This is a genomic window from Aquicoccus sp. SU-CL01552 (genome assembly GCF_040365005.1).
In the GTDB taxonomy this organism is placed as follows: domain Bacteria; phylum Pseudomonadota; class Alphaproteobacteria; order Rhodobacterales; family Rhodobacteraceae; genus Antarcticimicrobium.
In genome coordinates, this window is record NZ_BAABWV010000018.1 from 79,397 (window position 1) to 106,384 (window position 26,988).

At 63.3% G+C, this 26,988-nt stretch carries 24 protein-coding genes and 1 pseudogene; 12 read left to right on the forward strand and 13 right to left on the reverse strand.

Annotation, left to right across the window (positions count from 1 at the left end):
- Nucleotides 1-267: 267 nt before the first annotated feature.
- The 3 genes from ABWV23_RS18720 to ABWV23_RS18730 are packed head-to-tail and all read right to left on the reverse strand — an operon-like array spanning nucleotide 268 to nucleotide 3,162.
- Nucleotides 268-1,413, reverse strand: a complete 1,146-nt coding sequence (locus tag ABWV23_RS18720; protein ID WP_353350501.1) for a TauD/TfdA family dioxygenase — start codon at nucleotides 1,411-1,413, stop codon at nucleotides 268-270.
- Nucleotides 1,414-1,435: 22 nt separating this feature from the next.
- Entirely contained in the window at nucleotides 1,436-2,188 is a 753-nt protein-coding gene (locus ABWV23_RS18725) for a class II aldolase and adducin N-terminal domain-containing protein (protein ID WP_353350503.1), read from the reverse strand.
- A 5-nt stretch (nucleotides 2,189-2,193) separates the two neighbouring features.
- On the reverse strand, nucleotides 2,194-3,162 hold the full coding sequence (locus ABWV23_RS18730; protein WP_353350505.1) for an NAD(P)-dependent oxidoreductase: 969 nt from the start codon (nucleotides 3,160-3,162) through the stop codon (nucleotides 2,194-2,196).
- Nucleotides 3,163-3,327: 165 nt separating this feature from the next.
- On the opposite strand from ABWV23_RS18730, the gene ABWV23_RS18735 reads away from it, so the two are divergent.
- On the forward strand, nucleotides 3,328-3,558 hold the full coding sequence (locus tag ABWV23_RS18735) for a sigma 54-interacting transcriptional regulator (RefSeq protein WP_353350594.1): 231 nt from the start codon (nucleotides 3,328-3,330) through the stop codon (nucleotides 3,556-3,558).
- Nucleotides 3,559-3,976: 418 nt separating this feature from the next.
- Nucleotides 3,977-4,900 (forward strand): zinc metalloprotease HtpX, encoded by a 924-nt coding sequence (gene htpX / locus ABWV23_RS18740; RefSeq protein WP_353350507.1) that lies wholly within the window; start codon nucleotides 3,977-3,979, stop codon nucleotides 4,898-4,900.
- A 548-nt stretch (nucleotides 4,901-5,448) separates the two neighbouring features.
- Here the strand turns inward: htpX and ABWV23_RS18745 are convergent.
- The 5 genes from ABWV23_RS18745 to ABWV23_RS18765 are packed head-to-tail and all read right to left on the reverse strand — an operon-like array spanning nucleotide 5,449 to nucleotide 11,375.
- On the reverse strand, nucleotides 5,449-5,598 hold the full coding sequence (locus ABWV23_RS18745; RefSeq protein WP_353350509.1) for a hypothetical protein: 150 nt from the start codon (nucleotides 5,596-5,598) through the stop codon (nucleotides 5,449-5,451).
- A gap of 11 nt (nucleotides 5,599-5,609) precedes the next feature.
- On the reverse strand, nucleotides 5,610-6,374 hold the full coding sequence (locus ABWV23_RS18750) for an SDR family NAD(P)-dependent oxidoreductase (protein WP_353350511.1): 765 nt from the start codon (nucleotides 6,372-6,374) through the stop codon (nucleotides 5,610-5,612).
- Nucleotides 6,364-8,010 carry a hydantoinase B/oxoprolinase family protein gene (locus tag ABWV23_RS18755; protein WP_353350513.1) on the reverse strand — a complete coding sequence of 549 codons (1,647 nt, stop codon included), beginning with the start codon at nucleotides 8,008-8,010 and terminating at the stop codon, nucleotides 6,364-6,366. Before ABWV23_RS18755 ends, ABWV23_RS18750 begins: the two co-directional genes overlap by 11 nt.
- Nucleotides 8,010-10,094, reverse strand: coding sequence for a hydantoinase/oxoprolinase family protein (locus ABWV23_RS18760; protein ID WP_353350515.1), 2,085 nt, complete (start codon nucleotides 10,092-10,094; stop codon nucleotides 8,010-8,012). The genes ABWV23_RS18755 and ABWV23_RS18760 overlap by 1 nt, the downstream gene beginning before the upstream one ends.
- A 3-nt stretch (nucleotides 10,095-10,097) precedes the next feature.
- Nucleotides 10,098-11,375, reverse strand: a complete 1,278-nt coding sequence (locus ABWV23_RS18765; RefSeq protein WP_353350517.1) for an NAD(P)/FAD-dependent oxidoreductase — start codon at nucleotides 11,373-11,375, stop codon at nucleotides 10,098-10,100.
- A gap of 117 nt (nucleotides 11,376-11,492) precedes the next feature.
- Here ABWV23_RS18765 and ABWV23_RS18770 point away from each other — a divergent pair.
- A pseudogene (locus tag ABWV23_RS18770) lies at nucleotides 11,493-11,893 on the forward strand (rhodanese-like domain-containing protein).
- A gap of 7 nt (nucleotides 11,894-11,900) precedes the next feature.
- Here ABWV23_RS18770 and ABWV23_RS18775 read toward each other — a convergent pair.
- Both ABWV23_RS18775 and ABWV23_RS18780 read right to left on the reverse strand, forming a co-directional pair.
- Nucleotides 11,901-12,671 (reverse strand): IclR family transcriptional regulator, encoded by a 771-nt coding sequence (locus tag ABWV23_RS18775; protein ID WP_353350519.1) that lies wholly within the window; start codon nucleotides 12,669-12,671, stop codon nucleotides 11,901-11,903.
- 34 nt (nucleotides 12,672-12,705) lie between these two features.
- Nucleotides 12,706-15,012 (reverse strand): molybdopterin-dependent oxidoreductase, encoded by a 2,307-nt coding sequence (locus ABWV23_RS18780; RefSeq protein WP_353350521.1) that lies wholly within the window; start codon nucleotides 15,010-15,012, stop codon nucleotides 12,706-12,708.
- 470 nt (nucleotides 15,013-15,482) lie between these two features.
- Here ABWV23_RS18780 and ABWV23_RS18785 point away from each other — a divergent pair, with 470 nt between their 5' ends.
- Nucleotides 15,483-15,935 (forward strand): hypothetical protein, encoded by a 453-nt coding sequence (locus ABWV23_RS18785; protein WP_353350523.1) that lies wholly within the window; start codon nucleotides 15,483-15,485, stop codon nucleotides 15,933-15,935.
- Between the two features lie 97 nt (nucleotides 15,936-16,032).
- Nucleotides 16,033-16,479, forward strand: coding sequence for a nucleoside diphosphate kinase regulator (gene rnk / locus ABWV23_RS18790; RefSeq protein WP_353350525.1), 447 nt, complete (start codon nucleotides 16,033-16,035; stop codon nucleotides 16,477-16,479).
- Nucleotides 16,480-17,103: 624 nt separating this feature from the next.
- Here rnk and ABWV23_RS18795 read toward each other — a convergent pair.
- From ABWV23_RS18795 to ABWV23_RS18805, 3 genes are all read right to left on the reverse strand, one after another.
- Nucleotides 17,104-19,062 (reverse strand): MacB family efflux pump subunit, encoded by a 1,959-nt coding sequence (locus tag ABWV23_RS18795; RefSeq protein ID WP_353350527.1) that lies wholly within the window; start codon nucleotides 19,060-19,062, stop codon nucleotides 17,104-17,106.
- A gap of 1 nt (nucleotide 19,063) precedes the next feature.
- The gene (locus ABWV23_RS18800) at nucleotides 19,064-20,233 is read right to left on the reverse strand and encodes an efflux RND transporter periplasmic adaptor subunit (protein ID WP_353350529.1); all 1,170 of its coding nucleotides are present in this window, start codon (nucleotides 20,231-20,233) and stop codon (nucleotides 19,064-19,066) included.
- A gap of 415 nt (nucleotides 20,234-20,648) precedes the next feature.
- Complete coding sequence (locus ABWV23_RS18805; protein WP_353350531.1) at nucleotides 20,649-20,957, reverse strand: RcnB family protein; 309 nt, start codon at nucleotides 20,955-20,957, stop codon at nucleotides 20,649-20,651.
- A gap of 961 nt (nucleotides 20,958-21,918) precedes the next feature.
- Here ABWV23_RS18805 and ABWV23_RS18810 point away from each other — a divergent pair.
- From ABWV23_RS18810 to ABWV23_RS18840, 7 genes are all read left to right on the forward strand, one after another.
- Nucleotides 21,919-22,488 (forward strand): hypothetical protein, encoded by a 570-nt coding sequence (locus tag ABWV23_RS18810; protein WP_353350533.1) that lies wholly within the window; start codon nucleotides 21,919-21,921, stop codon nucleotides 22,486-22,488.
- 36 nt (nucleotides 22,489-22,524) lie between these two features.
- Nucleotides 22,525-23,697, forward strand: a complete 1,173-nt coding sequence (locus ABWV23_RS18815) for a TMEM43 family protein (RefSeq protein ID WP_353350535.1) — start codon at nucleotides 22,525-22,527, stop codon at nucleotides 23,695-23,697.
- 33 nt (nucleotides 23,698-23,730) lie between these two features.
- Nucleotides 23,731-24,198 carry a hypothetical protein gene (locus tag ABWV23_RS18820; RefSeq protein WP_353350537.1) on the forward strand — a complete coding sequence of 156 codons (468 nt, stop codon included), beginning with the start codon at nucleotides 23,731-23,733 and terminating at the stop codon, nucleotides 24,196-24,198.
- Between the two features lie 11 nt (nucleotides 24,199-24,209).
- A complete protein-coding gene (locus ABWV23_RS18825) occupies nucleotides 24,210-25,028 on the forward strand; it encodes a hypothetical protein (RefSeq protein ID WP_353350539.1) in 819 nt (272 codons plus the stop codon).
- Nucleotides 25,029-25,103: 75 nt separating this feature from the next.
- Nucleotides 25,104-25,646, forward strand: a complete 543-nt coding sequence (locus ABWV23_RS18830; protein WP_353350541.1) for a DUF4453 domain-containing protein — start codon at nucleotides 25,104-25,106, stop codon at nucleotides 25,644-25,646.
- 8 nt (nucleotides 25,647-25,654) lie between these two features.
- Complete coding sequence (locus tag ABWV23_RS18835; protein ID WP_353350543.1) at nucleotides 25,655-26,071, forward strand: hypothetical protein; 417 nt, start codon at nucleotides 25,655-25,657, stop codon at nucleotides 26,069-26,071.
- 2 nt (nucleotides 26,072-26,073) lie between these two features.
- Nucleotides 26,074-26,982 (forward strand): hypothetical protein, encoded by a 909-nt coding sequence (locus tag ABWV23_RS18840; RefSeq protein ID WP_353350545.1) that lies wholly within the window; start codon nucleotides 26,074-26,076, stop codon nucleotides 26,980-26,982.
- The last annotated feature ends 6 nt before the right edge of the window (nucleotides 26,983-26,988 follow it).

Below are 26,988 nucleotides of genomic sequence, written 5' to 3' on the forward strand. Positions count from 1 at the left end.
AGGACACCACGCCTTGTCCATCAACGACACGGCCCGTTCGACGCCACCCTTCGGGCGCTACAAGAAATAAGGAAACGGACGCGAGGGCGGCATCTTCGGGCTGGAGGATTACCAGGACATCAAGGTGCGCCCCCCTTCGTGGCCTGACGCCACCGTTGGAACCGGGAAGGGTCCGGGGAAAGCACCCGGACCCTTTTTCGTTTGTGGAGATTGTTCCGAGGGGCGCGGATCGACCGACCCTTTGTGCACGTGGGCCCGGACCCGATCTCAGGCGCTGCACAGATCCGGTTCCGCCGTGGTCCGCCCGTCAAAGCCCTGCTTGGCCAGAACCCGATAGGTGCTGCGCAACGCGCCCCGGTCGGTGTAGCAGCCGCGCAGGTGGCGTGTGCCACTGTCGGCGACATAGCCCTCGCGGCCATGCACGATACGGTGGTTGTCGAAGATCACGCAATTCCCCGCCTCGGAGCGGAAGCGCACCAGGAACCGGTCCTCCTGCATCATCTTCAGGAACTTGATGAAGGCCGGATAATAACTGTCGAGCAGGTCCTGCGGCAGGTCCATCGCATCCTGCAGGTGCTGGGAGATGGTCACGCCGGTCACCCGCCCCTCCGGGTCGGTTTCGATCACCCGCTGATGGGCGCGGTAGTCCCAGTTGTCGTGGCGATAGAAGAACGGGATCTTGTTGTCCGCCAGCAGGCGAAAGGCGTCGGGGTCCTCTTCGCGCAGCGCCTCGGCCACGGCGACCCCGTCGAGAAACAGCGACAACCCGCCCTCGACGGTGTTTTCCAGACAATGCAGGAATTGCATGCCGGGTGCGGCCTCTTCGCCCGGCAGGTCGGTGTGCATCTCCAATGGCCCGGAGGTGAAGGCCAGGTTGGTCGGTTCGATCTCGACGCGCACGTCAAAGAACAGCCCCTCCGCCGACGGCGTGATCGGGCCGATGGCGTTGACGAGCCGCGGCAGGCTGTCCTCGTCGCCCTCCATCTGGGTAACGATGGCGATCCCGTCCTCGATCAGGGCACGGGTCAGCCGGGCCTTGGCGTCCGGGTCGCTCAGCACGGCCTGTTGAGGAACACGGGTAAAACGTGGTCCGTGGTCGGCATACCACGGGGTGCGCGGCAGATCGGCGGGATCCTCGGCACGGCCACGGGTGGCAAAGCTCTCAAGCAGCGACAACGGGATGTGGCTGACCTGCGTCTCGGCCTGCCATTCGATCACCAGCGCCTCATCCGAGATATGCGCGGATCTTGCACGCGGCAGTTCGGCCAGCGAGGCCACGTCGAAGATGCGCTCGCGGGTCTGCGGATCAATGCAGCTGGGACAGGCGTCGCGCAGCCAGCAATAGTTGAAATAGGTCTCTCCTGCGAAAAGCGGAAGGGTCAGGCCGGTGTCGGTCAGGGTGATCTTGATCATGGTCAGGCTCTGTGTCTTGCGGTCAGGTGGCATAGTCGGGAGCGTAGGAATCGAGGATCTGGCGGATCGCGCACAGATGCGCCTTGGCCTGTCCCGGATAGTCCTCCAGCTCCCGCGCGGTCTTCTCGGCGATCTCCTGCGGGATCAGGCGCAAGGGCTGCCCGGTCTGAAGCGCGCGAATATAGGTCTCGGCGGCGCGCTCGAAGTAATACAGCCGATTGAAGGCATCTCCGACGCTGTCGCCCAGCACCAGGACGCCATGGTTGCCCATGACCATCACCTTTTTCGACGGATCGGTCAGCATCGCGGCGCAGCGCTCGCCCTCATCCTCGAAGGCCAGACCGCCGAAGCTCTCGTCAATCACGACGCGGTTGTAGAAGGTCGCCGTGTTCTGGTCGATCGGCGGCAGGGTGCTGTCGGCGAGCGAGGCAAGAACCGTGGCAAAGATCGAGTGGGCGTGCATCACGCAGCGCGCATGGGGGCAGCGGCGGTGGATGGAACCGTGCAGGCCCCACGCCGTCGGGTCCGGTGCATCGGGCCGGTTCAACGCGTCAGGGTCATTGGCGTCCAGCAACAGCAGGTCCGACGCCCGAATGCGCGCGAAATGCGCCTGGTTGGGGTTGATGAGGAATTGCGTGCCATCCTCGTTCACCGCGAGGCTGAAGTGGTTGGCCACCGCCTCGTGCATGTTCAGCCGCGCGGTCCAGCGAAAGGCGGCGGCCAGGTCGGTGCGGTCCTGCCAATGGCTCATGTTGGATGCGGCATCGAGGCTCATGCCGCTCACTCCGCCGCGACAGGGCGCGTGACCCCGGGCGGGACGACCTCGTAGCCCGGCGCTTCGGGTTCGTCGTCGATCAGTTCCGCCGGGAACCCATCGGCCAGGATCGACAGGCCGGTGGCATCCTCGAGGCGGCGGATGATATCGTCCGAATTGGCGCGTTCGCCATAGCGGGCCTGGCCATCCTTCATGATGTCGATGATCATCGGCGAGAGTTCCAGCGGCACGTCGTTGCGCTCTGCAATAGTCTGAAACAGGCCGATGTCCTTGAGGATCAGGTCCATGGTAAAGCTCACGTCGCGCGAGCCGTTCAGGATGAGCTGGCTTTCCGTCTCGTGCACGAAGGAGGTCCCCGAGGAGATCTTCATCGCCTCGTATGTGGTGGCGAGATCCATGCCGGCCGCCTTCATGGTGACCAGCGCCTCGCAACAGGTCAGCAGGTTCGCCGTGGCGAGATAGTTGGTCATCACCTTCAGGGTCGATGCCGTGCCGACCGGGCCGGTGTGCAGCACCCGACGCCCGAGGCGGGTCAGCAGCGGCAGAACCCGTTCGAAGGTCTCGCGATCACAGCCCGCGAAGATCGAGATATTGCCCGTATCCGCACGGTGGCAGCCCCCCGAGACGGGACAGTCGACGGCGGCGCCCCCCTTTTGCGTGACCAGCGCAGCGAGGCGGCGGATCTCGGCCTCGTCCGTGGTGGACATCTCGAGCCAGGTCTTGCCGGGGCCGACCTCCGGCAGCATCTCCGTCATCACCTCGGCCGAGGCGGCAGGCGACGGCAGACAGGTAATCACCACGTCATTGTTGCGCATCAACGCGGCGGCACTGTCGGCGCCCCCGGCCCCGCGCGCGGTGAAATTTGCCACCAGGTCCGGTTTCCGGTCCAGTACGGTGAGGTCAAACCCGTTGCGCAGAAGGCTGCCCGCCAGCTTGCTGCCCACGTTTCCGAGGCCGATGAACCCGACTTTCATGTTGTGCTCCGATGCGTCCATGACTTGCCACATCAGGGTGCCAAGAAACACGCGAGCCGATAAACGATAGATTTGGGCGCTCAGGGTTCATTCCTGTTGAACCGGTCCCAGTCGCCGGACCGGATTGTGCACGGGCCGGCCGTGTACAAAGAACCAACCGCAAGGGTGCCTCGCCGACCGCTTGCGTGTCCCGTTGAAGATAGCCCTGCGCCCGCACACCAACGCCAGTTGCTTCGCTGCGTCGACCAAGGCATCTTCCAGCGCATAGGCGAGATGACCGCGAGACAGGTGCAGGCCCGCATCATTGCGACCAGTTCCGCCGATCTGAAGACCTGCGATCCGTTCCGCCGCGACCTCTATTGTCGCCCTGCCCGCCTTGCGCGAACGGTCCGATGAATTCCCGGAACTGGCGGTCCTCCTCGGTCGAAAATTTTTTTAGGTGGTAAGACTCCCCGGTTCACCAATGCGGCCTTGCGAAAGCTTCTGGATCATGACGGACCCGAGAACGTGAGAGAGCTTTGCTATACCCTCCGCCGGGCTGTCATTGACGTGAACGGCGCGGGGGGCAACGCCATCTCTCTTTCCTGCCCTCTCTCCGAGCGTCGCGCAAAGCCAAGCACTGTCTGTCGATGGTGCCCCGAAGACCGCAAGGGACTGGATCGCCGGCGCGCGCAATCGAGAGCCGACATCGGCGCACAATTCCTCAGTGGCCGCGCCGTCCTGCACCTGCGCCATTCGGCAGCACGGACTTGCACCCCTCCAACTCCTCACCATATCTCAATGGGTTACGTGAGATAAGGTTCCGGAGACGACAATGGGCTATCTGAAAACAGCGGTTCTGATGGCTGCGATGACCGCGCTTTTCATGGGCGTGGGCTACTTGATCGGCGGGTCCGGCGGCGCGGTCATCGCCTTGGTGGTTGCGGCGGGGATGAACGGGTTCACCTGGTGGAACTCGGACCGTATGGTCCTGCGCATGAACAATGCCCAGCCGGTGGCGCCCGGGGACCGGATGGGCCTGCATGACCTGGTGGCACAGCTTGCCCGAAACGCGGGCCTGCCCGAGCCCAGAGTCTATCTGATCGACACCCCACAGCCCAATGCCTTTGCCACCGGGCGCAACCCCGCCAATGCCGCGGTGGCGGTGACCTCGGGCCTGATGCGCAGCCTCACGCGCGAGGAACTGGCCGGCGTGGTCGCGCATGAACTGGCCCACATCCGCAACCATGACACTGCGATCATGACGGTCACCGCGACCTTTGCCGGTGCGATCTCGATGCTGGCCAACTTCGCGCTCTTCTTCGGTGGCTCGCGGGAACGTCTGGGGCTGGTCGGCACCCTTCTGATGATGGTCCTTGCGCCGCTCGCGGCAGCGCTGGTGCAGATGACGATCAGCCGGACGCGGGAATATGCTGCCGACAAGGCGGGCGCCGAAATCTGCGGCCATCCACTCTGGCTGGCGGCGGCGCTGGAGAAGATCGCAATGGGCGCGGCCCGGATCGACAATGACGCGGCTGAGCGCAACCCGGCGACGGCGCATATGTTCATCATCAACCCGCTGCACGGGCACAAGCAGGACAATCTCTTTGCAACCCACCCCGCGACCGAAAACCGCATCGCCGCCCTGCGTGCCATGGCCGGGCAATCGCGGCCTGCTCCGCGTGCAGCTGCGCAGCCCCTGTCGGTCAGCCGTGTGCCGAAGATCCGGAAACGTAAAACGAAGGAGCCTTGGTCATAAACACCTCCCCTGCCGAATGCGTTGCCCCCTCTCGGATGAAGGCCGCGTGCCGGACGTCGCCCTAGGCACCGGGGACCAATCACGTTTGGCCGCCAAATGCGCGAAGACGTCAGGCCATGTGCCGGCCACTGACTTTTCCTCGAACTTGCGGACGGGAACGCCCGGGACGCAGGGGCATCCGCATCGTGAAAGCCGCGCCCGCGCCGCACGGCGCAACTTCGACACTTCGGGGCATTACGCCCGCCCCGATGTGTTTTCGCTTACCGCGGGCCGGAGCCCGAAACACCTGGTCACCTTTGGCTGAACATCGAACAGACCTGCCCCGAAATCCCTTTTCTTTCCAACTGCGCATCGGCGACCTTCACCTCTTCTGCGGTGACGGTCAGAAGCCGACCCACGACCGCCATCCGGTTCTCTCGGGCGCCCCTCGGAACCCGCCATTGGTGCGCACGGCGGCACGACCGGTGGAACATTGTCTGCGGAGTTCACTGCAATGGAGCTTGGCATAGACATGGCGCGCGACTGGCCGGTGATCGGGCCGCCATGGATCACGGCCAGTTGATCACCCCGCCCCGCGGCGAAGTGACGGTCGATGCAGTTGCGGCAGGGCTGGACCCGTCGACCTGCCGCGCCGCGCCCTGCCAGAACGCCGCCGGGTCCAACGAGCAGGCTGCAAGAACCTCTGAGTAACTCGACATTCCGCGAGGCCTCAGCAGGTGTAGTTCAGGCCAAGGCGACCGCCGTCGACATAGATCGTCTCGCCAGTGATGTAGCTTGCCTTCTTCGAGCAGAGAAACGCCACCACGTCACCGATCTCGCGGGCGGTGCCCGAGCGACCCAGGGGCGTGCGCGACATGGCCACGCGGAAGGCCTCGGGGTTGGCGTTCACCCCTGCCATCATCTCGGTGTCGATGGAGCCGGGGCCGACCGCGTTCACCCGGATATTGTGCTTGGCCAGCGCCAGCGCGGCGACCTTGGTCAGTTGCATCACACCGCCCTTGGAGGCGCAGTAGGCCGGGATCGCCGGGATTGCCAGCTGCGCATTGATCGAGGACATGTTGACAATGGCGCCCTCGATCTTGTTCTCGACCATCCCGCGCGCCGCCAGTTGGGTGGCCACGAAAACACCGCGCAGATTGACGTCGATCACCTTTTCAAAGGCACTGAGGTCATAGCTCAGGAAGTCGCCGGGCAACGCGATCCCGGCATTGTTGACCAGCGCGTGAAGCGGGCCGTGCTCGGCCGCGATCTGCGCGAACATCGCCTCGATCTGGGCGACATCGCCCATGTCGCAGACAAGGCCCGCAACGGCGCCCAGCCTTTCGGCCGCCTCGGCAACGCCATCGGTCTGGATGTCGGACAGGATCACGTCATAGCCGTCCTCGATCAACGCCTCGGCGCAGGCATGACCGATCCCCTGGGCCGCGCCCGTGACCAGTGCAAGTGGTTTTCCCGCCATCATCTTATTCCTCATATCCATAGTCATGTTTCGCCTGTTCCGCGGTGATCAGCCCGGCCCGCAGATCGGCCTGGACGCTTGCCCGGTCCCGTTCCGCCGGGGATCCGTAACCGCCACCGCCCGGCAGGCTGAGTTTCAGCCGTTGCCCGTTTTTCACCTGTTGGCGGCCCTTGCTGCGCAACGGTGTGCCATCCGCAAGCTCGACCCGCCCCGGCGCGCCGCTGCCGCCCCCGTCGCGACCGCGCGCCGGGTTCTCGACCCGGTCGAACATCGCGTTGAAGTAGAAATCGTACCCCGCGCGCGGCTCGATCTCGATGGTCTGGCCGAGACCGCCGCGCAGGGCGCCCGCGCCGCCGGACCCGGCCCGCAGGTCCTTGCGCCAGATCGTGATGGGGCCGACATGTTCCGTTGCCTCGACGCTCATCGTGGAGACGCCCGAGGGGAAAGCGGTTGCCGACAGCCCGTCAAACTGCGGTCGCGCGCCGGTGCCGCCGGAGTTGAACATCAGAACCTCCCGGTTCGGCAGCCCGCTGTCGGGATCGCAGGGACGCGCGGATATCTGGATGTTCCAGAGCGCGCTTGCGCCCTCCGCCGGGACCGTTCCGGGCAAGGCCTGGTGCAGCGCGCCCAGCACCACGTCGGGCACGAGGTGGCCAAGGACATGGCGCACCGACACCGGTGCCGGGCGTTTGGCCGCAAGGATACAGCCCTCGGGCGCGGTGATCTCGAACGGCTCCAGCGACCCGGTATTGTTGGGCACTTGCGGCGCGATCGCGCATTTCAGGCCATAGCAGGCATAGGCGCGGGTATAGACCTCGGGGACGTTGACGCCGAACCGGCTCATCCCCGATGTGCCGTCGAAATCCGCACGCAGGCGGTCGCCCTCCACGTCCAGTTGCACCACCATCTGAACCGGAACGTCATAGCCATCGACCTGCATGGAGTGGCAATAGCGGCCATCCGGCACCTTGGAGATCGCCTCGCGGGTTGCCTTGCGGCTGCTTTCGATAATGAAATCCGACAGGCCGCCCAGATCTTCGATTCCGAATTCACCCATCATCGACTGAAGGCGCCGGTCGCCGGCCTCGTTGCAGGCCGCGAGAGAGTACATGTCCCCGACCACCTGATCGGGTTCACGCACATTGGCGCGCACCAGTCGGATCAGGTCGCGCGCCACCTCGCCGCGTTCGGCGAATTTCATGATCGGGATCAGCAGCCCCTCTTCGTAGACCTCGTTGCCATCCGGGCCGAAACCGCGCCCGCCGATGTCGACCACATGCGCCGTACAGGCAAAGAAGCCGATATGCTGACCGTTCCGGAAACTGGGCGAGACGACGGTGATATCGTGCAGGTGCCCCGTCCCCAGCCAGGGATCGTTGGTGATGAAGACATCGCCCTCGAGTATGTTTTGCGTTCCGATCTCGCGCACGAAATGGGTGACGCTTTCGGCCATGGCGTTGACATGACCCGGCGTCCCGGTCACCGCCTGCGCCATCATCCGCCCCTGCCTGTCGAACAGCCCGGCAGACAGGTCGCCCGCCTCGCGGACCGAGGTGGAAAAGGCGGTGCGGATCAGGGTCGTGGCCTGTTCCTCGACCACAGCGATCAGCCGGTTCCACATGATTTGGAAGTCAATCGCTGTCGGGCTCATCACAGGTCTCCCTTGCGGATCAAACGCAGGCTGTTATCGCCTTGCCCCACGGCGCGATAGGCCGAGGTGACGATGGTGGTGGTTTCGTTCTCGACGATGACGGCAGGCCCGTCGACAGAGCATCCCGGCGTCATGGCGCTGCGCTCCACTTCGCGCGCCTCCACGGTCCGGCGCAGCGCCGCGTCATAGAACGTCCGGCTCCGCGCAGGGGTGACGGGCGTACCACTGCCGTGCCGCACCACCGGCGTCGTGTCCGGCAGGACCGAGGCCACGACCAGCGACCAGTTGGTCACCTCCACCCCCAGCCCGTCGATCACCCGGCCGAAAAGCCTGCGATAGGCACTCTCGAAGGCTGCCAGGATCTCGGTCCGGTCCGCGTCGGTGAAAGGCCGGTAAGGCAGCGGAACCGGGATTTCCCAACCCTGCCCCGAATAGCGCATGAAGGCGGTCAGCCGGGTCGTGGTCGCCTCGCCCTTGGCCCCTGCGCTCACGAATTCCGTGGCTTCCGCCTCCAGTTCAGCCAGGGCGGTATTGACGGCGGCGGCGTCGAAGGTGTCGAGCCGCTGGAACAGGCCGCGCGTCGCCTCGTAGCTGAACGGAGCCTTGAGAAAGCCGATGGCCGACCCGACACCGGCGCCCGGCGGGATGATCAACTCACGTATGCCCAGCTTTTCGCACAGACGGCAGGCATGCAGCGGTGCGCCGCCTCCGAAACCGATCATGGTGAAATGTTCGATGTCGCGGCCGTTTTCCACCGCATGAACGCGGGCGGCGTTGGCCATGTTCTCGTCGACCATCTCGGTCACACCAAAGGCCGCCTCCGACACGCCCGAGCCGAGATGCGCCGACAGCTTTTCCGCAACGGCCTTGTCCGAGGCTTCGGCATAAAGGGGGATGGCCCCGCCCGCGAAGTTGTCCGGATCGAGCCGCCCCAACAAGAGGTTGGCGTCGGTGACGGTGGGTTCCGTGCCGCCGCGCCCGTAGCAGGCCGGGCCGGGCTCCGAGGCGGCGGACCGGGGGCCGACCTGGATCCGGCCAAGGCTGTCGATCGACGCGATGGAGCCGCCCCCTGCCCCGATCTCGACCATCTCGACCACCGGGGTCGACACCGTCATGCCCGACCCCTTCTTGAAGCGATAGGTGCGGGCGACCTCGAAGGTGTTGGCGGTCTTGGGCTCGGCCCCTTCGATCAGGCAGATCTTGGCCGTGGTGCCCCCCATGTCAAAGGACAGGACATTATCCAAACCGTGTCCGCGCGCAAAATCGGCGGCAAAGATCGCGCCGCCCGCGGGGCCGGATTCCAGCAGGCGCACCGGTTGCTCCACCGCCGATTCGACCGAGATCAGCCCGCCGCCCGAGTGCAGCATGAAGACCGGCGCCGTAACACCCGCCTCTTGCAGCCCCGCCACCAGGCGGCCCAGGTAATCGGCCACCTGCGGCTGAACATAGGCGTTGGCGATCACCGTGTTGAAACGCGGCAGCTCGCGCATCTGGGGCGAAATGACCGAGGAAATCGAGATCGACAGATCCGGCGCGGCGGCGCGCAGCGCCTCTGCCACCTTCACTTCGTGCGCGTCGTTGGCATAGGAATGCATCAGACCGACGGCGACGGCCTCATACCCCCCATCCAGCACCGTCTGCACCAGACGCTGCACCTCTGCCGAGTCCAACGGCAACAGCACCTCTCCGTTCGGGCCCATCCGCTCGTTCAGGGTGAACCGGTGTTCCCGCGCGACCAGCGGCATCGGCAGGGTCAGGTTCAGGTCATATTGCTCAAACCGGTTTTCGGACCGCATTTCGATGACATCGCGAAAGCCTTCGGTGGTTATGAAGGCCAGCTTGGCGCCGCGCCGTTCAATCAGCGCATTCGTCACCAAAGTCGTGCCATGGATCACCTGACCGATGTCAGCCAGGGCGATCCCCGCCTTTTCCGCCGCAATGCCGATCCCGTCCAGAATGGCCTGCTCGGGCTGGGCGTAGTTGGTCAGGATCTTGCAGGTGGACAGCCCGCCCTCATGGGCAAGCGCGACATCGGTAAAGGTTCCACCGATATCGACGCCGACACGATTCACTGAAATGGCCATGGGTCAGATCGCCTTGATGATTTGGTTGGTGGTGAACGCGGATTGATAGATCCGCGATACGAACGGGGCGCTCGAAACCGGCGCAAGCCGAGTCATCGGCAGGGGCAGATCAGCACGATCCATTCCGGTCAGCAACCCGGCTATGGTTTCGCCGAATATCGTTCCGGTCGTGATGCCGCGCCCGTTGTATCCGATGGAGGTGAAGAGGTTGGTGTCCAGTTCGTGAATGCGCGGCAGGTGATCGGGCGTCATCGCGATTTTCCCGTGCCAGGCCTCGTCGAATTCGACCGGTCCAAGCCTCGGGAAGATCCGCGCGATCTGCTTTTTCGCCCAGCGGTGTGACAGGCCCCGATCCTTGGTGCCGACCACCTTGCCCATCGATCCCACGAGCAACCGGTCATGGGCATCGCGGCGGATGTTGAACATGATCTGCCCGGTGTCCCACAGCCCCTGCCGGCCCGGCAGGATGTGGTCCGCCTCCGGCCCCAGCGGCTTGGTCGCCAGTTGGAAGTAATGAATCATCGTGAAGGTGCGTTTAAGATCTGGCCAGAGCGTGTCCGTATAGGCATTCGTGCCCAGCACTACGGCCCGCGCCTTGACCACACCCTGGTCGGTGCTGACCGTCCACAGGTCGTCCTTGCGCTCCAGGCCGGTGGCACGCACTCCGGTGCTGATCCTTGCGCCGGCGCCCAGCGCGGCGCGGGCAAGACCACGGCAATAGCCCATCGGGTTGATCGTGCCGCAGCGGCGATCCACAAGCCCGCCGTGGAAATGGGTGGTGCCGATCAGCCCGGACACCTCTTCGCGGCTCAACAGGTCGACCGGTTCACCCAGCCGCTGCCATTCCTTGTGCCGCTTCCGAAGGTCGACCACGCCGCTTGGTCCATGCGCCGCGTGGATGGTCCCGGTACGGGTTACCTCGCACCGGATCTGATGCTTTTCGATGAGCGAGAAAACTTTTTCGGGGCCCTGCCCGAACCGCTTGATGAACCTCGGCCCGTAGGTCTGGCCCAACTGCTCACGCACCTTCTGCGGCGGCAACCAGAGTGCTGCGTTCACAAGCCCGACGTTCCGCCCCGAGCCGCCATAGCCGATCTGCTCTGCTTCGATGACATGGACCGACAGCCCCTTTTCGGCACAGTGCAGGGCCGTGGACAGCCCGGTGAACCCGCCACCGATCACGGCGACATCAACCACGGCATCGCCCGTTTCCAGCGGCGCAAGAAAGTCCGGTTCCTGGGCAGAGGCATCCCAAAGCGAAATGGCATCGGATGTGGTCATGTGTCGATTCTCCAATTCGAAATGCTGTGCCAGCGTTGTCCGAAAGCTCGCACGGCGCCCAAATTCGTGTCAATATTTGGAATATACGTTCCATATATCACAACGAAATGCTTCTTGATGTCGCTCAAAATTTCCTCGACCCAGATGGAAAAGGACGCCCGCGCGCGCTTAAAAAAATCGAGACACCGGAGCTGGTCGCCACGCCGGACGATCCGAACGTGGTCATTGTCGATATCCGGGACGTGCACGAAGGACAGCGCAGCGGATTTATTCCCGGCAGCCGTCACGCACCGCGAGGGATGATCGAAGTCCGGGTCGATCCAGACGGCCCCTATTTCAAGGACGCCTTCGCGCAAAAGGACAAGACCTTCGTCTTCCACTGCGCATCGGGCTGGCGGTTGGCGATCACCACCGCCACCTTGCAGGACATGGGGTTCGAGGCCGCACATCGCACGGAAGGTTTCTCCACCTGGGAAAAGCACGGCGGCTCGGTCGAATGTCCAGAAAGTAAGGGCTGACCCGTCCTCAGCCGCGCCCCACCTTTGCCGAGACGGAGCGGGCCGCATGTGACACCAACGCGCCGAAACGGTCGATCCCGTCCTCCGGCAGGTTGATATCCGGCAGAGAGATCCCCAGTGCCCCCACCGGCTCACCACCCGGCAGGGTTATGGGTGCGCCAAAGCTCAGGATGCGCTCGCGGAACTCACCCGTGTCGAAGGCATAGCCGCGTTTGAGCGTCGCCTTCACATCGGCATCCAGCGCGGAAAGATCGGTAATGGTCCTGTCCGTGTGGGCCACCAGTTCCGTGCTCACCCGGTCGCGCAGCTTGTCGTAATCGGCAGCAAGGATCGCCTTGCCCGTGCCCACGCAATGCAGCGGCGCCGTTCCCCCGACCGTGTTCCACGACCGGATCGGCTTCTGGCTGTCGATCTTGTCGATATAGACCACCGACAGGTTTTCCCGCGCCGCCAGATAGACCGTCTCGCCGGTTTCCTTCGACAGGTACAGGAGTTCCGGCGCCGCCAGTTCCCGTAGGTTCAGGTTCTCGACCGAGGCCCGCCCGACACGCCACGTCTTCAGCGTCGCGGCATAGGTCTTGTCGGGAAGGTGTTGCACGTACCCCAGTGTCGCCAGGGTCTGCAACAGCCGGAACGTGTTCGACTTGGTCAGCCCGAGTTCCTTGGACAGGTCCGTCACCCCCTTGCCCTGCTGTGATCCGGCCAGGTTCTCAAGGATGGCCAACCCCTTGGACAGCGTGGAATCGACCTTGGGTTCTTTCGCTGCGGCTGAGCTCATAGAGTTCTCCGTTCCTTTTGGGATTTGGTAACAGCTAGAGCGCGGTTTCGAAAGGCGGCGGACAATGCGCCGTAACCGCGGGCAGCTCGTCATCAAAGCGACGGACATCCACCAAGGCGGAATGCGCCGCCGGGCTTTGCGTCAGCGAAGAGGTCCGCAGATCATGGGTCAGGACGTTCGGGTTGCCATGGCGGTCGCGGGCCTGCGGCGCGGTAAAGTCGGGATCGTACCAGGCCCCGGTCCAGAGAAAGACGCAGCCCTGCTGGATGTCCGGCGTCACCCGTGCCCCTGCCAGGCAGCGGCCGCGTGCGTTGAAAAGCTCGACCACGTCGCCATCCGAAATCCCCCGGCGTTCCGCGTCGGCGGGGTGGATCAGCACCGGTTCACGCCCCTTGATCTTGTGGCTGAGGCTGTAGGCCCCGTTATCGAGCTGGCTGTGCAACCGGGTCTTCGGCTGTCCGGAAAGCAAGGCAAGCGAATATCGCGCGCCCTGCCCATCAGCCTGATCGCGCGGCACGAACCATGCGGCGTGCCCCTTGCAGTCGGGCAAGTCGAACCCGGCAATGGTTTGCGAATAAAGCTCGATCTTGCCGCTGGGGGTCGGCAGCCTGTGCGCCTCGGGATCGGCACGGTAGTCCGCGAGGAACACCTGGTCGGGGCTCGGGTCCGGCAGAGAAATGACATCCCCGGCCAGAAAGCGCTCCCAATCGGGCAGGTCGCACCCGGCGTCGCGCCCACGGGCGCGGGTGACCTCCCAGATCTCGTGCAGCCAGTCATCGGCGCTTTTGCCTTCGGTGAAGGCCTCGGCCGTCCCCAGCCGGGCGGCGAGATCGGCGTAGATGTCGTATTCGATCCGCGCCTCTCCCACCGGCGGCACAAGCTGTGGCATGGGCACAAGCCCGTCATCCGACTTGCCGGCCCCGAAATCCGTCCGCTCCTGCGCGGCGGCGACCGGCAGAACGATATCCGCGTGACGGGCGGTGGCGGTCCAGTTCACCTCGTTCACGATCACCGTCTCCGGGCGCTGAAACGCCGCGTGCAGGCGGTTCAGATCCTGATGGTGGTGGAACGGGTTCCCCCCCGCCCACCATACGAGGCGCGCATCGGGAAAGGTCATGTCGCGACCCTGGTAGCGGTATGACCCACCCGGGTTCAGAAGCATCTCGCTGATCATGGCGACGGGGATAAACGCCTGCACCGGGTTCCGCCCCTGCGGCAGCGTCCCCCAGCGAAACAGCCGTTCCATATTGCCGATATTGGCGTTCATGCCATAGCCAACCGTGTAGCCGCCACCCGGCAGGCCGATTTGCCCCAGCATTGCGGCAAGCGTGATCGCCATCCACATGGGCTGCTCGCCGTAGTCGTTGCGTTGCACCCCCGCGGCCACGCTGATCATTGTCCGACCGGACGCCATGCGCCGCGCCAGCGCGCGAATGGCTTCGGCCCCGACACCCGTTTGCGCCGCGGCCCAGTCCGCATCCTTGGACTGCCCGTCTTCCACGCCGCGCAGATAGGCCTCAACCTGCTCGAATCCGATGGCATGGGTTTTCAGGAATTCCGGGTCGTGCAGGTCTTCGACAAGAAGCGTATGCGCCAGCCCCATCATCAGCGCGGTGTCGCTACCCGGCCTGACCGGCATCCACTCCGCGTTCAGCAGGTCCTCTGCATCCGACCGGAGCGGGCTGATGTTGACGAAGGACACCCCCGCCCTTGCGCAGGCGGCAAGGTTGTCACCCATCCGGTGCCGGGTCACACCGCCGTCGCTGACCTGCGTATTGCGCAGGGCCATGCCGCCGAACATCACCACAAGATCGCTATGCTCGGCGATCACGCGCCAGCGCGTGGCCTGCACGACATGCGATCTGTACGGTCCGACGATATGCGGCATCAAGCCCAGCGCCGCGTTATAGCTGTAGTTTCCCTCGGACCGAACGAAGCCGCCGATCGTGTTCAAAAAGCGTTTCAACTGGCTCTGCGCGTGATGGAACCGCCCGGCGCTGGACCACCCGTAAGAACCGGCAAAAATGCCGGCATTTCCATGGGCCGTTCGAACCCGCTTCAACTCTTCCGCGACCAGATCGAGCGCCCGGTCCCAGTCCACCTCGACAAAGACATCCTGCCCGCGCGGAACTGCCCCCGGTGTTCGCGCAAGCCAGCTCTTGCGAATGGCGGGACGCTTGACCCGCGTGCGACCGTGCAGGCTGCCCGGGATGTTGCTATTGATGGGAGAGGCAGAGGGATCGCCCGGATGTCCCTCGACCGCGACGACCCGGCCACCCCGGACGGTGGCCAATCCGACGCCCCAGTGGCTCGCCGTCAGTTTCTTTTGATGCTCGCTCATCGCCCGCCCACTGCGCCGCCATTCAAAACACATTTTCCGTATATTGATACGGAGTTTCTCGACTGTCATCTTGAATTCAGTCAATCAGACGAGTCGGGAAATGATACACCCTTGCGTCCTGTCGGGGAAAAATGCGGAAACACGTGCCGCGCACGGTCTTGTCTATCGGTTTGCCCAAGGCAACCGCGGCGCGGCCTTTGGCCTTTCTGCCCTTGTGCGTGAAAGCGCTGATCAATGCGCCACGGGCGGCGCTTTGCCCGCCGGGCTATCTGCATCGCCCGCGACGATTGACTTGTCGGAAACAATGCCTAACTTCGTGGGCATGTTGGAACATGCAGATCATTTCCGGTTTCTTCTGCTGAACCGCCCCTTGCCTCGGGCGGTTTAGGCGCACGCGCCTGGCATACCTCCCGAGGTCTCCTCACAATCCTGAACCGAACGCGTGACGCCTTGCCGTCCGAGGGGAAATCATGTCCAGCATCCGCCCAATCCGTCCATCCCGTCCCGAGACCCCGCCTGGCACCAAGACCCGGTCGTGCACCGGGTCGATTTTGCCAGAGGCCGATTATAGACACCTGCGACACCACCTGAACCAGTGCGAAAACACCGGGAAGCCGGCGTCGCAGTTCCTGTCGCAGGTGATCCTGCGCAAGCTGGCGACGCGCGAACCGGCCCCCGATGCCGATACCCGCGATCTGGTGACCGGGGGCTGCCATGTCGTTTACTCGGTTGACCGGAAACCCGCCGTCACCGGGCTTCTCGTCCATCGTGCCAGGTCGGGAGGCGTCAGCGGCGTGATCCCGGTATCCTCGCTGCTCGGGGCGACCCTGATCGGCATGCGGGTCGGACAACGCGCACCGCTGCTGCGCAAAGACGGAACCATCGCCACCGTTTCCGTCCTGGGTGTGATTCAACCGGACTGAGCCCCCCCGGACCGACCCCGCGGCCCATGACCGGGGGCAGAGCCCCATTCCGTTCTCCCCGGATGACTTTCCCAGCACATATAAGGAGGCTTTTCGAATGACGATCCACATGACCGACCCGACTAGAAAGCGCCGCATGCGGCACCCGAAGGTTGTGATCAATGCCGATGACCTGGCCCATATCGAGGCCCTGGCCGAAGGCGCGATGCAGCGCAACCCCGCCCTGGCCGACCGCCTGTTGGGCGAACTCGGGCGCGCGCGCATCGTCTCGGCCGGCAAGATGCCGAAGACCGCCATCGGGATCGGCAGCACCGCAACCTACGTTGATGACACCACCGGACAGGAACGGCGCGTGACGCTGGTGTACCCCGAACATGCGGACATCGCGCAGAACCGGATCTCGGTGATGACGCCGATCGGCGTGGCGCTTCTGGGCCTGTCCGAAGGCGCCTCGTTCTACTGGGACACGCGCGACAACCAGCGCCGGATGCTGACGGTGACCCGGGTAGAACAACCCCCTGCCGACGGACCCGAGAGGGCGTGACGTTGATGCGCCCCGCACGGACCAAACCGACGGCCCATACCGACCCCGGAGGAGGCGGCCATCGCACACGGCTTTCGTAAACAACTCGGACGCGCCGCGCCAAGTGAGGATTTGGGAAACACGCGTGGGAGGCTGGGTTCAATTTGGAAATGGGCTGCGCACCATATCGAGCGCAGCCCATTGAACACTGGGGCCCAAGGCCGGGCCCGAACCAGCGCGTCCGTTGGGACGGGGACTTGAAGCATGAGCCAATCCGTTCAGCTTCTTCCAATAGGCCGCGCAACGGCCAGCACAGGTGGCGGATCGACCGAACCCCACCGTGGATCACGTTTCTGTCTCGGCCCGAAAGGTTCGTATCGCGAAAAACCTGCGAAAGAGCGCCCTGCCCTGCTTCAATCCCAATGACAGATATGATGACAGTCGCACCCCGGAGCAGATCTGTCGTGGTTGATGGACACAGGCCCAAGGACCGAACAGCCCGATGTCGTCATTCGACCGCGAGTTTGTTGCTCCAAACCGGCCATTGACACTCTGGACAATCCGATCCGAGAGAGGCCCCGGCCCGACACCTTCTGCCCCTTCTCTGCAAGGTCTCTAATGACCTGCCCGCTCGCCCGGTGTCGCTCACTCGCGGCTGAGGGCCACCACCGGGTCGAGCTTGGCCGCCGCGCGCGCTGGCAGGAAGCCGAAGGTGATCCCGATCAGGGTCGAGGACAGGAAGGCCGCCACGATTGCGGTGGCCGAAAAACTCAGCTGCATATCGGCCGAGAAATAGCCCACCATCTGACCGCCGATCAGCGCCAGCGCGATCCCCAGCACGCCGCCGGTCAGGCAGACCAGCACCGCCTCGATCAGAAATTGCGCGACGATATCCGAGCGCCGCGCCCCGATCGCGATGCGCACGCCGATCTCCTTTGTCCGCTCGGTCACCGAGACCAGCATGATGTTCATCACCCCGATCCCGCCGACGATCAGCGAGATCACCGCGATCATCGCCACCAGAAGGGTCAGCGTCTGGGTGGTCGAGGTTATCGTGTCGCGGATCGTGTCGGCATTGATCAGGAAGAAATCCTTGGTGCCGTGGCGGGTACTCAGCAGTTTGGCGATCTCCTGCTCGGCCTGCGCGGTTTCGTAATCATCGCTTACCCGCACCTCCACGCTGTCGAGGTGGTTCTGCCCCGAGATCCGCGCCATCACCGTGGTATAGGGCACCCAGACATTGAGCGATTCCGGCCCGAAGCTTGCCCCGCTTGAGCGCACCACGCCGATCACCCGCACCGGCACCCCGCCCAGCATCAGCACCTTGCCGACCGGGTCGACATCGGCGTCGAAGAAGGTGTCGCGCGTCTCCTCGTCGATCACCCCGACCTGGGAACGGGCGATGACATCCTCGGGGCCAAAGGTGGCACCGGTCACGGTGACGTAGTTGTGGACCTGGAAGTAATCGCCGCTCACCCCGTTGATCGAAGCCTCCGAGGAGGTGCTGCGATAAACCACCGTCCGGGGGGAATCGACCGAGGGCGAGACGCTGTCGGCATAGGGCTGCAGCGCCAGCGCATCGGCATCCGAAGGCTTCAGCGTCTGCACCTTGTTGACGTCGCGCGCGCCGAACCCGGTGCCGGAGCGCACGGTGATCGTGCTGGTCCCGAGCGAGGAGATGTTGTCGAGCACCTTTTCTTGCGTCCCGGTTCCCAGCGCCACCACCAGCACCACCGAGGCGATGCCGATAATGATCCCGAGCATCGTCAGCACCGAGCGCACACGATGCGCCAGCAGCGCCTTGAGCGACATGTCAAAGGCCTCGCGCAGGCGCAGAAACGTCGCCCCCGCGCCCGATTTCATGGTCGGTCGCTGCAGCCGTTTGCCCTCCGCGGCGTGCTCGGGGCCGGTCTTGGCATCCGTCTTGGTATCCGAGACGATCCGCCCGTCGCTGATCTCGATCGTGCGATGAGCGTGCTTGGCGACCTCCGGGTCATGGGTGACCATGACGATGGTGTGCCCCTTGCGGTTCAGGTCCAGCAGCAGATCGATCAGTTCTTTCGAGCTTGTCGTGTCAAGCGCCCCGGTCGGCTCATCCGCCAGGATCACCTCGCCCCCGTTCATCAGCGCGCGCGCCACCGAGACCCGCTGCTGTTGGCCGCCCGACAACGCCCCGGGCCGGTGATCCAGCCGCTCTGCCAGGCCGAGTTGGCTCAGAAGATCAGAGGCCCGCGCGTGCCGGTCTGCGCGGCTTTCGCCGGCATAGATCGCGGGCACCTCGACATTGCCCACCGCGTCGAGATCGGGCAGCAGCTGATAGCGCTGGAAGATGAAGCCGAAATGCTCTCGCCGCAACTGGGCGAGTTGGTCCGGGTCGAGTTGGCTGACATCCTGCCCGGCAAAACGGTAGCTGCCCGAGCTTGGCCGATCGAGGCAGCCGAGGATGTTCATCAGGGTCGATTTGCCCGAGCCGGATGCGCCGATGATCGCCACCAGTTCGCCCGGCCAGATGTCGATGTCGATATCGCGCAGGATGGTGATCGTCTCGTCGCCGGCCTGGAAGCTGCGCGAGATGCCGCGCGCGGAAATCAGAGGGTCACTCATCTTACAGCCCCATCCCCCGCGGCATGCGCGGAGAGGTGTCCCGCGTTGTCTGGGCCGCGGTGACGGCGGTACCGGTGACCACAATGTCGCCTTCGCTCAGGCCGGATTTGATCTCGGCATTGACCTTGTTGTTCAGCCCCACCTCGACCTTCTGCACCTCGGTGGTGCCGCTGTCCGGATCGTAGAGTTTGACCGTATAGCCCTGCCGCCCCTTGGCAAGCGCCGAGGATGGCACCGTCAACACATCCTCGGCCCGGTCGAGAATGATCGAGACCTCGGCGGTCATGCCGATGCGCAGCAGGTGGTCGGGATTGTCCACTTCCAGCAAGCCGTTGTAATAAATTGCCTCATCGCTCGAGATCGTATCGCTGTCCTCGATTTCCGAGGGGGCGGGCTCCACATCGCGCACGGTGGCAGTGAACTGGTGATCGGGTTCGCCCAGGATGGTGAAGAGCACCTGCTGCGCGGGTTTCACATGCACCACGTCGGCCTCGGAAATCTCCGCCTTCACCACCATCCTGTCCAGCTCGGCGATCTTGACGATTGTCGGCGCGCTCTGCGTGGCGTTCACGGTCTGGCCCTCGTCATTTACGATCGCCACCACCGTGCCCGAGATCGGTGCGGTGATCCTGGTCCGGTCCAGCGCAATCTGCGCGGTCGAAACCATGACCTCGACACTCGCCTTCTGCGCTTCCAGCGCGTCGAGCTCGGCCTTGTAGACGTCCACATCGGCCTGCGCCGCCTCGAGATCCACCTTCGAGACGTAATCCGAAGTCACCAGCTTCGATTGCCGTTCCAGGGCGTTTTCAGCCTTGACCAGGTTGGCCTTCTTGCCGGCGATCTGGGCCTTGATATTGGCCAGGTTCGCCTTTGCCATCAGCACATTGTTCTGCTGGTCCTGGTTGTCGATCTGCGCGATCAGGTCGCCCTTCTCGACTTCGTCGCCAAGCGCCACCGCCAGCGTTTCGATCTGGCCAGAGACCCGGGCGCCAACGCTGACCAACTGCCTGGCCTCCATCGTGCCCGAGGCCAGCACCGACTCCTCGACCGTGCCACGCGTGACGACCGCGGTGGTCGGGGGGGCCGCGTTCTCGCTGCCGGAAAAATAAAACCAGCCGCCTACCATCGCCGCCACCAGGACGAGCGGGATCAGGATGCGTATTGTCTTCATGGGCTGAGGGCCTTTCGGGCAGAAATTATCGAACAATGTCGGTGATACGACGGAGGCCGGCACTTCCGTCGCTGTGACGGGAAAATAACTGCTCCCCCAAATTGATGAGGGGAGCAAGGCCGCACAGGCCCAACCCACCCGCTGTTACGTGTTTCCGCGGCATGTCACCGCGCGCAATCAGTTGGCGCAACCTGCACATTTCGGAGCATGGTGGCCTGCGCAGTGAACGACTGTTCATCCCCCTGTCCACTCGAGGGAATGAACGGCCCGGAACCAGTGCTCAGTTGTCGACCCAAAGCTGATTTCGGGTCCATTGAAGCGGTCCTTCGTGCCTCGTGCAGCAATCTCACCTGTCGCGCGCCAACCTTGCGGACAACGCCGACCTTCACCGCATGACGAGGCACTCTGGCCTTTCTCAATCAATCAAAGCCTTTACCAAAAGCGTCGCAGCCGCCGCGAGGTAAATACCGTCTCCATTTGCGACGTAGACCTCGTTGCGACCGGGGCGCGGCAGACCGCGTGTTCGCCAGTCATTGACGACGATCACATCCTGCTTGCGGAAACGGTGACCAACTGCATGCCGATGGCTCTGCTGTTTCACAACCTTCACCTTGGCGCCTTGCTTTACAGCCCTTCTTTCCGCCGCGGCCGTCATCGGCACGACAGCCACCGCAGCCGTCGCCAAGACAAGAATCTTTGCGTATCGTTTCATCAGGTTCTGCATTGGGTCCATCCTTGTTGTTGTCTCCTTAATCAACGTTTGTTCGACAAATATCCGTCGCTGAAGCTGAGTTTTTTTGTTCAGCCGCGTCAGGACGGTCAATCTTGGAGGCGGGCCCCATTGTGCCGCGCAAATCCAGTCTCTGATCCTGACAGCAGGTGTGTTTTACGGCGCCCGCTCTCGCGGCCTAATGAAGAGGACCGAGTCCCTGCCGCAGATGATTTGACCCAGCCCCTCAGCGGACATGGCCTTTAGATCAGAGATTCCGATAGTGGCTTTCAAAGTGTTGCTCCCCGATAACTATAGCGGGGCTGGTTGCAACAAACCCTCGAAGCACGATGCAAGCCAATCTGGAACAACTCTCGAACCGATCATTGCTGCGGAAACCGGTTCTCGCCGAGCAAACCGGCAAGCCCGGCCACCAGGTCTGAACCGACCAGGAAAGCAAACTCATTGCCGTGACACTGATGGGAAATAGTCGTGTTTTTTCCCTATGCGGGTTGCTTTAAGCGTAAACTATGTTGGGGCAAGAGTTCGCGTAAGCACTTGCTCACAAGGGAAACACGATGAAGACAGCTGTCACCGTTGTCACACCGGGATTGGCATCACCGTTTTATGCACAGCACACGATGGTCTCCTCGAAGCATAAGAACTACGAAGCGTTCTCTCCTGCCCCAACGCAGGACCGTGCTGCCGGCGTCGGGCGCGGCCCGGCGCCTCAGGCAACGACCAGCGACACCTGATTTAGGTCAGATTGAAACGGGGGGCACCAGTGCGCCGGACGTCCAGATTTCTGATACCGGGCGCCTTAACCGAGCAGCCAGCAAGGTCGCGATCAGGGGCCGGTCCCCTTTCCACTTTCAAGACGAACGCAACCCACTCAATTCAATAGATAAATTCACCGACGTGGCATGACCGGCATATCGCCTGTGTTTGACATTCAAGAAATCCAGAGCTGCATCTCATGAAAATTGACCTGCACCGACCTGACCGCCTCACGCTGAAGGGATCGACAAAGATCCTGTCGAGCGCGTTGGTCGTCATGACGTTAACCGCTATCTCATTCAGCCTGTTCGCCGGGTTTTCAGGGTATCCCGCGGGCTGGATCGCGGCCCCTGTCGCGGCCGTGTTGGGTGGGGGTATCCTGTGGCTGGTGTTTCACCGGACCGAGGCCGTTTTCGACCGCGAAACCGGGACGCTGACCTTCCGCAAGACCATGCTGCACGGGGTCCGCGAAGAGGTGATTTCGCTGGACGAGGTCAGGCAGGCGGATGTCGATCTTCAGCGCAGCAAGACCAACAACAATCGCCTGCATCCCAGGTACACCTACCGGCTGTGTATCGTGACGGGAACCGCGCAGAATGCGCACCGGATGCCCCTGTCCCATGGCTATACCACCAGCAATCGCCATCTTTATTCGGCGCAAAAGATCAACGACTGGCTGGGTTTGCCGGAGGCTCCGATCGCCAAGGGGCCAAGCATGGCCGACGTTCAGCAGGTGATCCGGTCGCTGGGCCTGACCAAAGCATCCTGAACCATTTTTTCTGGAACTCGCAAGAAGGCTTGAACGGTGTCTCATTTCACTGAAACGACGCAGATCGGTTTTTTCGCGCGGCTCAAGACCGCATTGAAGGGCATTGGTCTGGGCATCAGCTTCATCGGGATTGCAGTCTATTTCCTGTTCTGGAACGAGGGCAATTCGGTGCGCACCGCCCGCGCTTTGGCCGAGGGCGCAGGGCAAGTGGTGTCAGTCGACAGCACATCCATAGACCCAGCCAACGAAGAGAAACTCGTACACGTCAACGGACCGCTCGCGCTGGATGCGCCGCTCCAGGACGCTGCCCTGGGCGTGACGGCAGATGGGCAGACCGTCCGGCTGGAACGGGTGGTGGAGCAATTTGCCTGGATCGAAGAAAAGCGGAGCACGACCGATACGAAGGTTGGCGGATCACAGGAAAAGACCACGGAATACACCTATCGGATGGACTGGACGGACGCGCCTGTCAGCGGCGTGGATTTCCGGGTCTCGGAAGGCCACATGAACCCACCGATGCAGATCCGGAACAAGGTGATCCGGCAGGCTGGCGGACGCATCGGAGCGTTTTCCGTCAATGATGAAATTTCCGACCTCGGCGGGTCTGCGCCTTTGTTGCTGTCCGACGACGAGGCCCGCGCCATTGCACAGTCCCTGTCCAGCGCACGTCCTGCCAAACTGGTTGCCGGGAAGGTCATCTTCAGCGACGACGTGGCCACGCCTCAGCTTGGCGACTTGCGGATCAGCTATGCCGCCTCTGACATCGCGCAAGCCAGCGTGGTCGGCGTGCAGCGCGACGGTAACCTGGTGCCCTTCACCGCACAGAACGGCCGCCGGATCTATCTTGTCGAAGACGGTTTGAAATCCGCGGAGGAGATGTTCCAGACCGCGGAGGCGACCAACCGCTTCAAGACCTGGATGCTGCGGATCGGCCTGATGGTCATGTTGTTCCTCGGCTTCAAGGCGCTGTTTTCCGTGATCGACGTGGTGGCGAGCATCCTGCCCTTCCTCGGCTGGATTACCTCTTCCGTCACGTCCCTGATCAGCCTTGCGCTGGCGTTTGTTGTGGGCGGGGGAACGATGGCCATCGCCTGGTTCTACTTCCGTCCCCTGTTGTCGCTTTCGATCATCGCGGTCGCCCTGATCGGCGCAGCCATTGCCGCCTATCTGGCGCGCAAGTCGGCAAAAGCGGTGCCCGAAACCGCCTGACTTCACGATTTCTACTCTTCAAAGGATCTGACCATGAAAAACCTCATTTTCTCGACGGCCCTGGTTGTTACCGCCGGTGCGGCCCAGGCCGGGGATTATTGCCAGCTCGACGGTACCGAGATGTTCTCCTGCACGCTCAAGAACGGCACCCGGGGCGTTACGGTCTGCAATGCGGTTTGGGAAAATGGCGACAAAGCCTCTTACGGTTTTTACAAGTTGAACGGAGTCGTCGAAAAGGAGATCGTTCAGGATATCGCGACGCTCACCGCCACGCCTTGGAATGGCATGGGCAATTATATCAGCGAGTCCGTCACCTTCAGCGCGGGCGACGGCTATGCCTATGAGGTCTGGTGGGCCAGCGAGCGCTCCGCCGGTGCCCAGCTGGACGGCGGCATCAACGTGCTGCAAGACAGCTCGGTCATTGCCAATCTCACCTGTGACGACGGCACGGTGACCAGCGACCTGAGCACCCTGGTCGAAATGATCGACGCGGCGCAGTAGGGGCCAATCACATGAACCGTCTGAACCTTGGGGCGGCCATCGCAGCAGCGGTGGCCGGGTGGGGCGGCCTGGCCGCGGCAGAGGCCGTCTGCGAGGGTGAGGTGCTGTTTCAATGTGCCACTGACACCCCCGATTTCCGGGAGCAGATCACGGTATGCACAAGCGGCGAAAGCTACAGTCTGACCCGTCACACCTTGGCGACGGGAGAGCCATACTACGACACCCCGCTGATCGCTGACGCCAACACCACGTGGTTCGTCTGGGAGGAAGGCGATCATGCGCGGATGGAGCTAGGGTTCTGGAGTACGGATCTGGGCGAACCGGTGACGCTGCATGTGCATCTTCCCTGGGATGACGTGAGCGAAACGGTGATTGAGGACCAGCCCGCCGATATGTGGCTGCAGTCGCCCCATTGGCGCCAGCAGGTGGATCAGACCTTTTGCCGGTCCGATACGGTCTATGCCGCCCCCGACGCCCTGTGGCCTGCGCAGCAGGAGCGCGGCCCGATAGCTGCGTTCTTTTCGCAGGACGTGGTGACGCCACAGGCTGCCACCGTTGGCGTTGCGCGGGTGACCGGCCACCCCGAGGGGGCCGAAGGCCTGCCGGTTTTTGCCTCCGCACGTCCCGGTGCCGCGACCCCGGTCTGGTGGATGCTGCAACCGGGCGAGGATGTGGACGTGATCGCACGCGAGGGCGATTTTCTTGCCGTCGCCCTTCCGACGAACGGCATTTCGGATTGCACGATCCGCCCCGAACACCTCGGTCGCCCTTATTCCGGCCCCTGCGCGACGGGTTGGGTGGATGTGACCTACCTGGAGCGCATTCAATAGCGCACAGCCCAGGTCCTGCCCCGAGGGACCTGCGGCGGGTTCGGATAACCAAATTGAACAGAAAAGGAAATTTACATGAAGATCGCATGTCTTTCCGCCGCATTCATCTGTGCGGCATCCACTGTCAGCGCCCTGTGCGAGGACGCCTGGTATCTGCGGAATCTCGCGTTTGATCGTGCCGGCTATTGCTTCGGCTCCACCCTGGGTGGAGCGCTGTTTGATGCGACTTGTTCCACCAAAAGCCCCACTTTGAACGAGTGGGACCAGAGCATGGTCGACGCCCACAAGAGGATCGAAGCCAGCAATGGTTGCAAGATCAACACGAAGGGCCGTGTGCTGGCCTCGACGCTGATCGGAAAGATGGACGACATCGACCTGTTGCCGACCTTGTCCCAATTCGAATCCGCCTGTCATGGCTACAAGGGTTCGCCGGTGACGATGACCAGCGGCATCGGCATGCAGATGAGCTATCCGACCGGAACCATCACCTCCGGTGATACTGTCTATTTCCGGTTTGAAAGCTGGGGCGGATTCGAGTTCGTCGAAACAGACAGTGCCGCAGGCTGGATCCCCGAAGGGGCCGTCGCTGTCGACAGCTGTGCAGCATTCGCAGGGTAAGCGGCATCATGCGTATTCTTGTTGTTCTTGCGATCGTTGCCCTGCCGGGGGCAGCCCACGCCCAGTGCAGCGCCACCGAAGCCGAAGCCGTGTCTTGCACGCTGTCCAACGGTGGGGAAATGACGCTCTTCTGGACAGAAGATCAGGCCCGGCTGGCCTATGGCACGCAGGCGGGGCCCCCCGCTGAGGTCACGGTGCCTCTGGGCGATGTGACGGGCCTGACCGCAAGCGATTGGGCGTCATCAACCCTGCGCGCGGGTGGTGCAAGCTACGAGGTCTATCTGGCCGGGGGCGTGGGCGGCATGAATGTCATCGCGGATGCGGGCGGAAGCACCGCCTATACCTGCGATCCGGGCACCACCACGGGCGCGCTGGCAGCTCTCAATGCGGCTGCGATCCATGCGATTTCTTCCAGGGAGAATTGAACGTGAGACTTTTGACGACAGCTTTTGGGCTTGGGCTGATGTGCTCTACTGGCGTGGCACAGGCCTTTTGCGACGATATTCTGGCAACGAAGGTTCTGTGCCTCACGGAAGACGCCGACGAGATCAAGGTCTGTTCCACCAGCCACCCCGAAACCGGGGCGCCGGTTCTGGAGCTGCATGTGACACCTGCGATTTCCGACGGTCCCATCACGCGGCTGACGGCCGATATTCCTTATGGCATGACGCCCGGCACGGGCGGTTTCCCCTGGGATGTGCACGAATTTACATTCGTGCATGAAGGTGGGCGCGCGGTTCTGAGTGTGAAGACGCCGATGGATACGCAGGACAGCTCGGACGCGCAGGTATGGCTGGATCTGTTCGGACGCGGCACCGCACCTGACCGCAGCCTGGCGTGCATGACCCCGGCCTTACAGGCCGAGGTGGCAGACCTCCTGAAGTTGCGCGGCGTCTCCCTGAATGCGATGCGCACGGGCCCCAGCGTCGACAGTGCGCCCTTCTACCAACCGATCAAACCGCTCGTCGGCAGCACCCCGCACGGCAGCTATGATTGCCGCGAGGTCGGAGCGGTTCTGAGCAACGAGGGCACGGAGAACGGTCAGATCGCGCTGTATGCCGCGCCAGACGATGAGGCCGCCATCCTTGGTTATGTCTTCCCGTCCGATCTCGGCACGGCGTTTGAATGCAACCACCAAGACGGCTTTTCCGGCATCATCTGGAGCGACCCCGACAAGAGCGATGGCGCGGGCGGCTACATGGCGCAGCTGGACTATGAAGCCCGGATGGCGGCCTGCGCCCTGACGCCCGAGGCCTGGCCTGCGAACATGGCCTATTGGGGCAAGTGTTCCAGCGCCTGGGTCAAGGAGAGCAACATCGCCGGGTTCGGCGGTTGAGCATGA